A 13,838-nucleotide genomic window follows, 5' to 3' on the forward strand; every position below is an offset into this window, starting at 1 on the left:
CGGCGAAAGGCCGAAAATGAAGGCATTGGTATACCACGGTCCTGGGCAACGATCCTGGGAGGACGTGCCCGACGCAACGATCCAGGACGGGACCGACGCGGTGGTGCGGGTCGATGCGGTCACCATCTGCGGTACCGACCTGCACATTCTCGGAGGGGACGTACCGGCGGTCACCGACGGTCGCATCCTCGGTCACGAAGCCGTAGGAACGGTGGTCGAAGTAGGGGGAGGGGTGCAGACGCTCGCCCCCGGCGACCGCGTCCTCGTGTCGTGTGTCACCGCGTGCGGAACGTGCAGGTTCTGCCGAGAAAGCCGTTACGGCCAGTGTCTCGGCGGCGGTGGCTGGATCCTCGGCCACCTGATCGACGGGACCCAGGCGGAACTGGTCCGAGTTCCCTACGCGGACAATTCGACTCACCGCATACCCGAGGGCGTGAGCGACGAGCAGATGTTGATGCTCGCCGACATCCTGCCCACCTCCTACGAGGTCGGCGTGCTCAACGGCTGCGTCCGGCCGGCGGACGTCGTCGTCATCATCGGCGCCGGACCCATCGGGCTTGCCGCGATTCTCGGGGCGAAACTGTTCAGCCCGAGTCACATCGTCGCCGTGGACCTCGCCGACAGCAGACTCGAAGCGGCCAGAGCATTCGGAGCGGATGTGGTCGTCAACGGTGGTCGCGAGGACGTGGCGGCCGCCGTCCGGGGTCTCACCGGTGGTCTCGGCGCAGACGTCACCATGGAGGCGGTGGGTTATCCCGCGACGTTCGAGCAAGCGGTCGCTCTCGTCCGGCCGGGTGGGCACGTCGCGAACCTCGGGGTTCACGGCAAGCCCGCGACCCTGCATCTGGAGGACATCTGGATCAAGGACCTCACGATCACGACCGGGCTGGTCGATACCTACTCCACGCCCACACTGATCGGATTGGTGAGCAGTGGCGGGCTCGACACGTCGCCGATGATCACGCACCGGTTCGCCCTCGACCAGTTCGAGGAGGCCTACGACGTGTTCTCACGCGCGGGCGAGACGGGCGCGCTGAAGGTCCTTCTCACAGCCGGTTCGTAACGGTTCCGATCCTCACGTCTGCTGGTTCGCAGCGTCGAGGAGCTGCTGGATCTGCCCCGGGTCGACGCCCGGGGCGAATCCTGCGATGCGCCCGATCGGCATCGACGCCGCCATCTTCAGCACGCTCTCGTCGATCCCGACATCGCCGCCCATCGATCCGAATGCCTGCATGACGATCTCGGCCGCTGCGGGATTCCGGAACAGCTCGCCGAGCGAAGATTCCATCGTGAGCGGAATCCTCACCGCATCACCGTCGATCTCGACGTGCAGGCACTGACGGATGTCGCGACTCGAGGCGCCGATCTCGACGGTGTACGTACCGCCCTCGACGATCCAGGAATCCGCTCGGGTGTCCCAGTAGGCGAGGTCGTCGCGCCGCAGCGTGATCACGATGCGGCGCGATTCGCCGGGTTCGAGGTGGACCTTGCCGAATCCCTTCAGTTCTCGTGCCGGTCTCGTCACCGAGGAATCGGGCACCCCGATGTACACCTGCACGACCTCCGCACCTGCGCGCTCACCGGTATTGGTGACGGTGACGTGCACCCTCGGATCACGGTCGGCCTCCACCGATGCGTCCGTGTACTCGAACGTCGTGTACGACAATCCGTGGCCGAACGGGAAGGAGACGTCGAGGCCGCGCGCGTCGTAGTCGCGGTAACCGACGAACAGACCTTCGCCGTAGCGCACGTGCCCGTGCTCGCCGGGAAAGTTCGTGTAGGCGGGTGTGTCCTCGAGGCGGACCGGAATCGTCTCGGCGAGGCGGCCGCTCGGATTCACCACTCCGTACAGGACGTCGGCGAGCGCACCTCCGCCCGCCTGCCCGAGCAGCCACCCCTCCACGATCGCCGGCACGCGTTCGGCGAACCCGCTCAGCCGGACCACACCGCCGTTCGACAACACCACCACGACGTTCGGATTCGCGGCGAGCACCGCATCGAGCAGCGCGGTCTGGCTCGCCGGGAGTTCGAGATCGTCGCGGTCGAAACCCTCGGATTCGAGTTCCGCGGGCACCCCGAGGAAGACGACGGCGATGTCGGCGTCACCGGCGAGGGTCACCGCCTCGTCGACCAGTGCGGCCGCTTCCGATCCGTCGAGGGCGTACCCGGCCGCGAAGGGGACCTCGCGCGAGGACAGTGCCCGGATCTCGTCGAGTGCGTTGTCGAGGCGCGTCGGGTTGATCCGGGACGAGCCGGCGCCTTGGTAGCGCGGGGTGCGGGCGAGCTCGCCGATCACGGCGACGTCCGTGTCTGCGGCGAGAGGAAGCAGGCCGGTCTCGTTGCGCAGCAGGACGATGCTCTGCCCGGCGACTTCCCGGGCGAGCGCGTGGTGTGCCTCGGAGTCGAATGTCGCGTCGGGATCGGCTCCGCCGACGATCTTCTGCACCAACCCGACCACGCGTCCTGCCGCCTCGTCGAGCACCGCCTCGTCCAGACTGCCTGCGCGCACGGACGCGACGATCTCGGCGTCGGTGCGCCCTCCCGTCGCCGGCATCTCCAGATCCAGACCGGCGCGCAGGGAGGCCACCCGGTCGTCGACGGCACCCCAGTCGCTCACCACGAGCCCGTCGAATCCCCATTCACCGCGCAACACGTCGGTGAGCAGCCACGGGTTGCGAGACGAGTAGACGCCGTTGATGCGGTTGTACGAGCACATCACCGTCCAGGGGTGGGCGTCCTGCACGACCCGCTGGAAGCCGCGCAGATAGATCTCCCGCAGGGGCCTCGGGTCGATGTCGGCGGAGACCCGCATGCGGTCGGTTTCCTGGTTGTTCGCCGCGAAGTGCTTGAGCGAGGTGCCCACCCCCCGCGACTGGATCCCGCGGACCAGGGCAGCACCCAGAACACCGGAGAGCAGTGGATCCTCCGACAGGTACTCGAAGTTCCGTCCGCACAGCGGAGAGCGCTTGATGTTGATACCCGGACCGAGCAACACCCCCACTTGCAACGCCCGCGCTTCCGTGCCCAGCGCGGCGCCGACACGTTCGAGCAGTTCCGGATCGAACGAGCAACCCAGTGCGACCGCGGGCGGGAAACAGGTCGCGGGAACGGACGAGTGCAGCCCGAGATGATCGCCTTCCGCGGTCTGCTTGCGCACGCCGTGCGGTCCGTCGGTGAGCATCACCGAAGGGATGTTCTCGCGCAGAACCGGTTCGGTGTGCCAGAAGTCGAGGCCGCTGGTGAGCGACGCCTTCTCCTCGAGCGTCAGTCGCGCCACGATCTCGGCAGGGGTGCGGAGGGTCGGATCGGTCATGATGCTCCTTCGGCCACAGACGGTCCGCTGCACCCTAACCCGCGAAAGTGGACAGACGATATCGATGCCGCCCGACCGCGTGTTACATGGGACAGCCCGGATGCGGGGCTGTCGTACGGCAGGTTAAGAATGTCCGAATCATCGGTTTTCGTCGGGGGACGAGGCAATCGGGAGGATGACGTGATCGAGGTGCACGCAGCGGCGAGGGGGACCGTGACGTTGCCCCGCGACCATCGATGGGTGGTGGTCGACGTCGAGACCTCGGGCGTACGCCCGAACGCCCACCGGATACTGAGCGTCGCAGCCTTGGTGCTGCGTGAGGACGGTTCCGTCGAACGAGAGTTCTCCACGCTCGTCGATCCCGGCTGCGATCCGGGGCCCGTCCACGTCCACAGGCTCACGCCCGAACGACTCGCCGGCGCGCCCCGCTTCGAGGACATCGCGACCGACCTCGCCGACGTTCTCGACGGCGCCACACTCGTCGCCCACAACGCGTCCTTCGACTACGGATTCCTCGACGCCGAGTTCCGCCGCGCAGGCACCTCGCTCCCCGCCGAGCACCGCCTGTGCACGCTCGCGCTGTCGCGGCGACTCGAGCTCGACGTCCCCAACTACCGCCTCGCCACCCTCGCGCAGCACTGGCAGGTGCAGCAGCTGCAGGAGCACGACGCCTACGACGACGCGCGGGTCCTCTCCGAGATCTTCCTGCGCAGCGCCGCCATGGCCGACAACCTCCAGTTGCCGTTGCCGGTGGTGAACTGCCGCACCCGCAAGTCGGTCCACCCCCCGTCGGTGCCGCGTGTGCCGTGCCCCTGGAAGAACCCGGGTCGCCTCACCGAGGACGGTCTCGTCCAGGGCATGAAGGTCGTGATCAGCGGGTCGACGGTCACGCCGCGCACGGTGCTCGCGAAGCGCCTGACCGAGGCCGGGCTCGACGTCATGAACAGCGCGAGCAAGCAGACCGGCGTCGTGGTGTGCAACGACCCCACCGTGCAGACGGCGAAGATCCGCAAGGCCATGGCCGAGGGCATTCCCGTCGTGAGCGAGCAGCAGCTCGAAGACCTGCTGACACGCGTGCGCCCGGGCGAACCGAAGGTCGCCACCGTCGTCGATATCATTCCGCCGCCCGAACCGGCGCTCGAACAACAGACCGACGCTCCGGCCGTGCCGGCCATCCGGGAACTCGGCGGCCACAAACCCAAGTTGTGGACCGGCCGCAAGGTGCTGCTCATGGGCGGCACCCACCTGCAGGCCGTGATGATGCGCTCGCGGCTCACACAACTCGGTGCCCGCCCCGCCCTCAACTTCACCGCCGCCGTGACCGACGTGCTGGTCCTCGAAGGCGGCGAGTCGGACAAGAGGATGTCGCGGGTCGCCACACGGGAGCTGCCCGTCCTGCGGCCCGACGACGTGGACGCCGCCGTCCAGCACGGAATCGTTCCCCCGCACATGCGGATGGAGTCGCGGCTGACGGCGCCGGTGCTGTCCCGCGGTGAGGTGATCGACCTGCCGTCCGACAGTCACCGCTGGGCCGTGAACGTGGCGTGGAAGGCCGAAACGGCCGGCGACGAGTTCGATCTCGACATCGTCGCGTTCCTTCTCGGTGCCGACGAGAAGGTCGACACCGACGAGGATTTCGTCTTCTACAACAACCCCTCCTACGACGACGGTGTCGTCGAGCTGAGCATCGACGGCAGCAGCGAGCACTGCATCCGGGTCGACCTCGCGTCGCTTCCCGGTGAATGCGAACGCATCGCCGTCGCTGCGGCCATCGACGGCAACCGCACCTTCGGAGAACTCGGCGCGGTGTCCGTCGGAGTCGACAGCGAGGCCGGCACTGCCGCAACCTTCGTGCTCGACGCCGGAACCACCGAACGCACCATGGTGCTCGCCGAGATCTACCGCCGCGCCGGCGCGTGGCGGCTGCGTGCGGTCGGGCAGGGTTACGACGACGATCTCGCAGCACTGGCCCAGCGGTACGGGGTGGACGTCGATGAGTGAGCGGCTGACCCCCGCCGGTCGGGGAGACGCGTCGTGAGCATCCGCATCCCCGAACAGCCCCGCTTCGCGAATGCGACGGAGGAGAGCGTGTGGAACACGCTCACCGCTCAGCTCGACGCGAACGATCTCGTGGTCGCCAACCAGCGCGTCACCGACCACAGCAAGGATCACGAGATCGACTTCGTCGTCGCCCTCGAGGGGTACGGGGTGATCTGTCTCGAGGTCAAAGGTGGTGAGGTCTGGTGGGAGGACGGCAACTGGTACCAGCGTCATCGCTCCGGGCCCGCGATCATCGAACCGGTGGAGCAGGTCCGCGGCGCGATGTACGCGCTGCGGCGGTACGTCGACAAGGATCCCCGGTGGACGTCGGGGCATGTGCGGTGGGATCACGTCGTCGTCTTCCCCAGCAGCAGCATCTCCGCCGAGTTCGCGCTACCGGAGTGGCCCCGCTGGAAGGTCGTCGACCGTGACGACATCGAGAAGATCGTGCCCCTGCTCCGGCGGATACTCGTCGACCAGCAGGTCGCGAAGACGGGGATCGACGCCGACGGGATCGCCGAACTCGCCGAGGTGCTCTCGGGGCGCGGGATGCCGCAACGCGACGTCGTGGCGCGGGCGCTCGAGAACGAGAACACCTGCGACGTCCTCACCGCTCAGCAGGCGATGATCCTCGACGCGACGCGGCTGCTCCCGCGCGTCGAGGTGCGCGGTGGCGCGGGCAGCGGCAAGACCTTCCTTGCACTGGAGAAGGCGCGACGGCTCACCAAGCATGGCAAACGCGTTGCCCTGCTCTGCTATTCGCACGGACTCGCGTCCTATCTCGAACGCATCACCGCCACCTGGCACCGCAAGGAGCGTCCTGCCTACGTAGGGGAGTTCCACGAACTCGGCAGACTGTGGGGAGCGCCGGAAGGCCCTCCGGAGAGTCTGCGCACCGAACAGACCGTGCAGTTCTGGGAACACGAGCTGCCCGCGCGTATGGCCGAACTCGCCGCCGAACTACCCGACAAGAAGAGATTCGACGCGATCGTCGTCGACGAAGCGCAGGACTTCGCCGACGATTGGTGGCGCCCCGTGCTCGCCGCCCTCCGCGACGAGGATGCGGGAGAGATCTACGTCTTCAGCGACGAAGGGCAACGCGTCTTCGACCGGGAAGGCGTGCCGCCCGTCGACCTCGTGCCGCTCGTTCTCGACCAGAATCTGCGCAACACCAGGCAGATCGCCGATTCCTTCATCTCGCTGGTCGGGCAGCGGATGCGGCTGCTCGGCAGTGACGGACCCGAAGTCCGCTTCGTGCCCTGCCTCCCGGAAGATGCCGTGGGCAGGGCGGACGACGCGATCGACGGACTCCTCGACGAAGGCTGGCGTCCCGAGGACGTCGCCCTGCTCGCGACGGGTAGCCGGCACCCGGAGCAAGTCGAACGCCAGGCGGCCGGCCCGAAAGCGTACTGGGAGAGTTTCTGGGACACAGACCAGGTCTTCTACGGGCACGTGCTCGGCTTCAAAGGACTCGAACGACGAGCAGTGGTCCTGGCCCTGAACGAAAAGAAGCCGCAGGACCGCTCCCGTGAGCGCCTGTATGTCGGCCTGTCGCGCGCACGGGATCAACTGATCGTCTGCGGAGACCCCGACTTCGTCCGCGAAGTGGGCGGGGAGGACCTGCTCGAGCGGTTCGGTGGAATCTGACCGATCCGCTGTTTGCATTCGCTCGCGAATCAGTCATCCGCGCATGGAATTTCGTGCGCGAATGACTGATCTTCGTGCGGTTGTCGGGGCCGAGCGCTCCGGCGTGCGAAGCGGTCATCGGTGCGCGTTATTGCGCGCTCTGATGACGGTTTCCCGCTCCGATGTCTGGGTCGGTGGAGGCGAGTTGGCGAGCCCAGTCGGATTCGGTGTCGAGGAAGGCTTCTCCGCCGGTGGCGAAGGCGTCGCGGAGTTGTTTCAATGCTCGGCTGAACTGTTCGATGCGCTCCACTGCGGATTCAGGCGTCCCAGCGGCCTTGCGGCGATAGCCGGCGGCGAGTTGCTGGGCGGAGTCCAAGTCGCCGAAACCGTGGACCTCCATCAGTCTTGTCGCAGTCTCTTTGGCTCTGTCGAACTCCTCGAGCATCGTGTCGCAGATTCTGACGAGTTCGTCGACGACGTGCGGGTCCAGGCGTGTAAACGATGAGTTCATGAGGCTCCCATCAAGGAAGATATGGTTCGACTGACGCAACGAGTTGCTCGAACCCCTGGCACCATTCATCGATGGGTGGGTCCGTTAGAGAGTCCACGTGTTCGATCCTGTTGAAGATGACGATTCCGAAGTCGGTCTGCAGTACATAGGTGCAGGTGGCCTTCTGGCTCGGATCGATACGTAGGAGAGCGGCTCTCCCGTTGACCCTCGTTGACGAGGAGATATGCCCGTTCTTCTCGAGTTCTTCAGCCACAGTGACATTCCCCGAAAGAACATTGATCCCGTACCCGCGTCGCACACCGGGGATGTGGTTGGCGTCGCGGTACGTGCATCCCAGGAAGGTATACGTCCCCATGGGCATGTCCGCGAGTTCTTTCTTCCCCGCGTCGTACCCGGCCGCATTCATGACGTCGTCGGGAATGTCATAACAGGGATCGAAGGTGACGGGTGGTCTGCCGGAGTCGTCGGTGATGCGCGGGGTGCGGGTCGTCGATGTGGCTGCCTCGTCGTCTGTGAGGTCGTCTGCGGCACTCGGACTGCACGCCGTCACCACTACCGCAGCTACTGCGAGCGCGACCGTTCCCCACTTACCCATGCGACCCCCCGATCGATTGTCGGGCAGACGCTAACACAAAGCAGGCGAGTGGTGATGAGGGCTGATTCGTCGTACACGAACGCTCTCGGTTTCAACGAAGCCGAGAGCGTTCGGTTACCTCGTCGACCCGACTACCAATTTGCGAGGGTCAATGCTGACGGTCAGTACGCAAAGGCGTAGTTGTATCCGCCGTAGCTGCTGTGGTTTTCGTCCCTTGCGACCAGAGTGTAGTTGGGCGGCGCACCGGTGCTACCCGAGAACAGCGGGTAGGAGACCGAGTAGACGGCGGCGTAGACGTAGTGCGCACGTTCGTTCTTGATCAGAGCAGAAACATACGAATCGGACTCGATGCCGACCTCGACGACGCCGCAGTAACTGCCGTCCTGCGCCTTGGCGGGCAAACTGACGATCTTGCTGACCTCGCCGTACCGGTCGTCGTACGAGATCTGGTTGTTGTGCTGGTTCGAGCTGCAGAACACGTACTTCACTCCGCTGCCGGAGATGGTCACAGCCTGGGCGACCGGCGCGGTGAGTGCTGCCGAGCTCACTGCGAGCGTGGCTGCAGCAGCAAGCGTTCCGATGAACTTCTTCATTGGGTCCAATCCTTGGGTGGATGCTGTAGGTCGAGCGCACCCCGCTCTGGATGAGGGCTGCAGTCCGAAGGCGGACGGGGTTGGGAGGACGTGCGCCGTGGCGGCTTATGGCCGCGGGCGGTCGAGTCCTCCGGGATATCGCGCTTCCGGACACAGGGGACGGAGCGCAAAGACCGGTGCTCTGCGGCTGTGGGCAGACCGAGGATGACGCGGCCGCGAGCCGACGGGCAGGTTCAATGCAATGTCCGTTCTGTGTGGAATGACCGTATGTATGTCGCATGTCCCCATCACCTCGTTACAGGGGTCTTCACGACCGACACACGGTGACGACATTCGGGCGCGTGGAACGGACATCGGTGCGCGCTATTGCGTGCTCGAACGACCAGTTCGCGCACCGCTGCCGGAACGGTCACTCTGTCTGTGCGAACTCGATGGTGGGGACACCGATGGCGACGATGTCGCCGTGATTGCCGCGCGCCGGAACGGGCTACCCCGGTAGGTAACCAGCGGAAGCATCGCAGTCGGGAGGCACGTTCATGAGCGACGACAGTTTCGGCGCGCGCGACACCCTGAAGGTCGACGACACGGACTATCGGATCTACCGCATCGACAAGGTTCCTGGTTCGGAGCGACTGCCCTACAGCCTCAAGGTCCTGCTGGAGAACCTGCTGCGGACCGAGGACGGGCGGCTCGTCACCCGGGAGCAGATCGAAGCGGTCGCGGCATGGGACCCGAAGTCCACCCACAATCCGGAGATCCAGTTCTCGCCGGCACGCGTCCTCATGCAGGACTTCACCGGCGTGCCCTGCATCGTGGACCTCGTCGCGATGCGCGACGCCATGACCACCCAGGGTGGCGACCCGAAGCGCATCAATCCGCTGATCCCCACCGAGCTCGTCATCGACCACTCGGTGATCGCCGACGTCTTCGGCACCGAGGACGCCTTCCGCATCAACACCGACCTCGAGTTCCAGCGCAATCGTGAACGCTACGAGTTGTTGCGGTGGGCGCAGGGAGCCTTCGACGACTTCAAGGTGGTCCCGCCCGGCACCGGTATCTGCCACCAGGTGAACCTCGAGTACCTGGCCCGCGTCGTGTTCACCCGCGAGGACGCGGACGGCGACCTCGTCGCCTATCCCGACTCGCTCGTCGGCACCGACTCGCACACTCCGATGGTCAACGGCCTCGGTGTGGTCGGGTGGGGTGTGGGCGGCATCGAAGCCGAGGCGGCCATGCTCGGGCAGCCCGCGTCCATGCTGATCCCGCAGGTCGTCGGCTTCAAGCTCACCGGGGAACTCACAGAAGGCACGACGGCGACCGACCTGGTGCTCACCGTCGCCGAGAGGCTCCGCAAGACCGGAGTGGTGGGCAAGTTCGTGGAGTTCTTCGGTCCCGGCGTCGCCAACGTGCCGCTCGCCAACCGCGCGACCATCGGCAACATGAGCCCCGAATACGGGTCGACGATCTCGATCTTCCCGATCGACGACGTCACGCTCGACTATCTGCGGCTCACCGGCCGCGACGACCATCAGATCCGTCTCGTCGAGGCGTATGCCAAAGAGCAGGGCATGTGGCACGACCCGGATCGCGAACCCGAGTACAGCGAGGTCGTCGAACTGGACCTGTCGACGGTCCGCCCGTCCGTCGCCGGTCCGAAGCGACCGCAGGACCGCATCCCTGTCGCGCTCGCACCCACGGCCGTGACCTCGCTGCTCAACGGCGAGGAGGTGCCCGATGTCGTCTCGCGCGTGCAGGACTCGGGTGTCGACGAGGGCGTGCTCGAATCGTTCCCCGCCAGTGACCCGGTGTCGGTGCGCGCCGAGGACTCCCGCGACGAACCGCGCGAGCCCGTGCCCGACGATGCCGACACCTCGGCGCCGCCGTCGAAGAAGGTCCCGGTGCGCATCGGGGGCGGTGACGAGTTCGAGCTCGACAACGGTCACGTGGTGATCGCGGCGATCACGTCGTGCACCAACACGTCCAACCCATCGGTGATGATCGGGGCCGCGCTGCTCGCCAAGAAGGCCGTGGAGAAGGGACTGCGCAGCAAGCCGTGGGTGAAGACCACGCTCGCCCCCGGTTCGCGAATCGTCACCGACTACTACGAGCGCTCGGGGTTGATGCCCTATCTCGACAAGCTCGGATTCAACCTCGTCGGTTACGGCTGCACGACATGCATCGGCAACTCCGGTCCGCTTCCGGACGAGATCGCGGCCGCGATCGACGAGCACGACATCAACGTCTCGGCGGTGCTGTCGGGCAACCGCAACTTCGAAGGCCGCATCCACCCGCAGACGAAGATGAACTTCCTGGCCTCACCGCCCCTGGTCATCGCGTACGCGCTGGCGGGGTCGATGCTCGTCGACCTGTTCGAGGACCCGCTCGGAACCGACACCGACGGCAACCCCGTCCATCTGCGCGACATCTGGCCCACCACCCAGGAGATCCAAGAGGTCATCGACGACGCGGTGCGCTCGGAGATGTTCGAGACCGGTTACCGCGACGTCTACACCGGCGACGAGACATGGCGGAATCTCGACGTCCCCGACAGCGAGGTCTTCGAGTGGAAGGACGACTCCACCTACGTGCGGCGTCCTCCCTACTTCGAGGGCATGTCGCCGGAACCCGAGCCGTTGCGCGACATCGAAGGCGCCCGGGTGCTGGCGCTGCTCGGCGACTCGGTGACCACCGACCACATCTCACCGGCCGGTTCGATCCGACGGGACAGTCCGGCAGGCCGGTACCTGTCGGAGCACGGGGTCGAACAATCCGACTTCAACTCCTACGGCTCGCGGCGCGGCAACCACGAGGTGATGATCCGCGGCACCTTCGCGAACATCCGGTTGCGCAACCAGCTCGTGCCCGGTGTCGAAGGGGGCGTCACCCGTTACCTGCCGACGGACGAGCAGATGAGCATCTACGACGCCGCGCAGAAGTACGCGGAGGACGGCACACCGCTCGTCGTGCTCGCGGGCGCGGAATACGGTTCCGGATCGTCGCGCGACTGGGCGGCCAAGGGCACACTGCTGCTGGGTGTGCGGGCGGTGATCGCGCAGTCGTACGAGCGCATCCACCGCTCCAACCTCATCGGCATGGGCGTGCTGCCTCTGCAGTTCCCGGAGGGCGAGTCGGCGCAGAGCCTCGGCCTGACAGGGGAGGAGGAGTTCACCATCACCGGTCTGGCGGACAGCGACGACATCCCCGAGACCGTGCGAGTGCGCGCGGGCGACAAGGAGTTCGACGCGACGGTGCGTATCGACACTCCCGCCGAAGCCGAATACTTCAAGCACGGTGGAATCCTGAAGTACGTGCTGCGGCAGCTCGGGCAGTGACGCCGCTACGTGCCCGATGACAGTGCGTCGAAGACCGCCTTCACGCGCGCTTCGTCCTCGATGCCGAGGATGTCGGCCCAGAAGTACGCCGCTTCGTCGGTGTAGGCGTGGCCGTGGCCACCGGGCACGTCCGCGGCGAACACCATGTCCAGCGTGACCTGCCAGAAGGTGACGAACGGGAACCACGTCATCTCCTTGTCGACGTCGGCACCGCGTTCCTCCTTCAGCCAGTCGGGGCGATGCCGGATCAGATCGGGGGACCACCACACGATCGGGTCGCTCGGATGTTGCCAGTAGACGATGCGGGGGAACGCCCAATCACGCAGGCCGGGAAGGTTCGTGAGGTCCTGGGGGGTCGCGGCGAACCGCACGTTCTGTCCGCCGTAGATCACCGGCAGGATCTCGCGGCTTCCGGGATCGCGCGAGTCGGTGATGCGGCGCCACTGCTCCGTGAAATTCGGTGTCCCCACCCACAGGGCACCGTCGGTGCGGGTGATCATGTCCTGCGCGCCGGCGAACGCCGCCTGGCCCCCGTAGGACCCCAGCGATTCGCCGAAGACGAGCAGTTTCGGACGGGTGGCCGGGTCGAGCACGCTCCACTTCGCGTACACGGCTTCGAACAGGGCCCGGCCGGCATCGCGAGGCGAGACGCGGTCGGCCAGGAACGCCAGCGGGCTGGCGAGGAAGGAATACTGCATCGCTGCGATCGCCGTGTTCCCGTCGCCGAGATACTCCAGGGCACTTGCGACGTCCTCGTTCACCCAGCCGCGGCCGGTCGTCGTCGCCACCGCCAGGTAGTCCCGTTCGAAGGCCTTGGTGCGGTCCAGTTCCGCGACGACGTGTGAGGCGATGAGGTTCATCTTCTGCGCGTCGTCCTCTTCTCCGTCCTCGGTGTCGAGTGAGCGGTAACCGGCGTAGACCCGGATCGGCATCATGGCGGGATCTCCGGTGACCGCGGTGATCTCCTCGGGGGTCGGACCTCCGGCGACGAACGTGCGGCCCTCGCGGCCGAGCGAATCCCACGGTTCGAGGGACGCACTCGATCCCGAGCGTTCCGGTGCCTGGGGTTGCTCGACCCCCTCGGCGGTACCCGCGTCCACGCTTCGCGCCGATCCGTTCGCGATGTGGGCTATCTCCGCGGACAACAGCCCCTCCACCGCCCAGAACACGAGCAGCCCCACCAGTACGACACTGACCGCCCGTGCCACCGGTGGCGGAAGCACTCTGACGACCATCCGGCTGAGCCACTGCGCCACGCGGCGCAGACCCCGGCCGATCTCGAGCAGGAGCAACGCCAACACGATCGTCACGAGCAGGACGCCGGGATAGTCCCAGGTGCCGCTGCCTTCCATTCCGACGAGTTCACGGCTGATGCGTTGCCACCGCGAACCGAGAGCGAGGAAGGTCGGCACCACCACGAGAGCGACCACCGCGAGCAGATACCACCCGGCCTTCTTCAGGATCGGCGGCCAGTTCGTCTCGAATCCGCACTTGCGGATGCCCCACGCGAGAAGGACACCGAGTCCGTATCCGGTCACCACGCTGATACCCGTCGCGACGCCCTGCAGGTACCAGGCGCGTGGCAGTAGAGATGGGGATAGCGACCAGCAGTAGAACACCAGGGCGACGATCAGCCCCAGCGGATGGAATCGCCGCAGCCACCGCAGCACACCCGCGCCGACCCGGGCGCGGAAGGTCGGTGAGGGCTCGGGAGTCGAAGGCGGCGTATCGACGGTCGAGGTCATCGGCGATCGCTTTCGTCGGAATCGGCTGGCCTGCGGGCGGGACTGTTCCGCACTCAGTGTGCGCGCAGGAAGGCGTGGTGGAG

At 66.4% G+C, this 13,838-nt stretch carries 9 protein-coding genes; 4 read left to right on the forward strand and 5 right to left on the reverse strand.

What is annotated here, in order from left to right; all coding sequences use genetic code 11:
* Positions 1-16: 16 nt before the first annotated feature.
* The gene (locus MOM01_RS20815; RefSeq protein WP_241387347.1) at positions 17-1,063 is read left to right on the forward strand and encodes a zinc-dependent alcohol dehydrogenase family protein; all 1,047 of its coding nucleotides are present in this window, start codon (positions 17-19) and stop codon (positions 1,061-1,063) included.
* Positions 1,064-1,075: 12 nt separating this feature from the next.
* Here the strand turns inward: MOM01_RS20815 and MOM01_RS20820 are convergent, their stop codons facing one another.
* Positions 1,076-3,313 carry a glycoside hydrolase family 3 C-terminal domain-containing protein gene (locus MOM01_RS20820; protein WP_241387348.1) on the reverse strand — a complete coding sequence of 746 codons (2,238 nt, stop codon included), beginning with the start codon at positions 3,311-3,313 and terminating at the stop codon, positions 1,076-1,078.
* 129 nt (positions 3,314-3,442) lie between these two features.
* Here MOM01_RS20820 and MOM01_RS20825 point away from each other — a divergent pair, with 129 nt between their 5' ends.
* Together MOM01_RS20825 and MOM01_RS20830 are read left to right on the forward strand one after the other, a co-directional pair.
* Positions 3,443-5,314, forward strand: coding sequence for a TerD family protein (locus MOM01_RS20825; protein WP_241387349.1), 1,872 nt, complete (start codon positions 3,443-3,445; stop codon positions 5,312-5,314).
* A gap of 33 nt (positions 5,315-5,347) precedes the next feature.
* Complete coding sequence (locus tag MOM01_RS20830; RefSeq protein ID WP_241387350.1) at positions 5,348-7,000, forward strand: nuclease-related domain-containing DEAD/DEAH box helicase; 1,653 nt, start codon at positions 5,348-5,350, stop codon at positions 6,998-7,000.
* Positions 7,001-7,127: 127 nt separating this feature from the next.
* Here MOM01_RS20830 and MOM01_RS20835 read toward each other — a convergent pair whose 3' ends face one another.
* The 3 genes from MOM01_RS20835 to MOM01_RS20845 form a co-directional block, all read right to left on the reverse strand.
* On the reverse strand, positions 7,128-7,490 hold the full coding sequence (locus tag MOM01_RS20835) for a hypothetical protein (RefSeq protein WP_241387351.1): 363 nt from the start codon (positions 7,488-7,490) through the stop codon (positions 7,128-7,130).
* A gap of 10 nt (positions 7,491-7,500) precedes the next feature.
* Positions 7,501-8,085, reverse strand: coding sequence for a DUF3558 domain-containing protein (locus MOM01_RS20840; RefSeq protein ID WP_241387352.1), 585 nt, complete (start codon positions 8,083-8,085; stop codon positions 7,501-7,503).
* Between the two features lie 161 nt (positions 8,086-8,246).
* Complete coding sequence (locus MOM01_RS20845) at positions 8,247-8,678, reverse strand: hypothetical protein (RefSeq protein ID WP_241387353.1); 432 nt, start codon at positions 8,676-8,678, stop codon at positions 8,247-8,249.
* Between the two features lie 536 nt (positions 8,679-9,214).
* Here MOM01_RS20845 and MOM01_RS20850 point away from each other — a divergent pair.
* Positions 9,215-12,010: an aconitate hydratase gene (locus MOM01_RS20850; protein ID WP_241387354.1), complete on the forward strand. Its 2,796-nt coding sequence runs from the start codon at positions 9,215-9,217 to the stop codon at positions 12,008-12,010.
* Between the two features lie 5 nt (positions 12,011-12,015).
* On the opposite strand, the gene MOM01_RS20855 is transcribed toward MOM01_RS20850, so the two are convergent.
* A complete protein-coding gene (locus MOM01_RS20855; protein ID WP_241387355.1) occupies positions 12,016-13,755 on the reverse strand; it encodes an alpha/beta hydrolase in 1,740 nt (579 codons plus the stop codon).
* Between the last annotated feature and the right edge of the window lie 83 nt (positions 13,756-13,838).

The organism is Rhodococcus sp. CH91 (genome assembly GCF_022554085.1).
Classification (GTDB): Bacteria; Actinomycetota; Actinomycetes; order Mycobacteriales; family Mycobacteriaceae; genus Rhodococcus.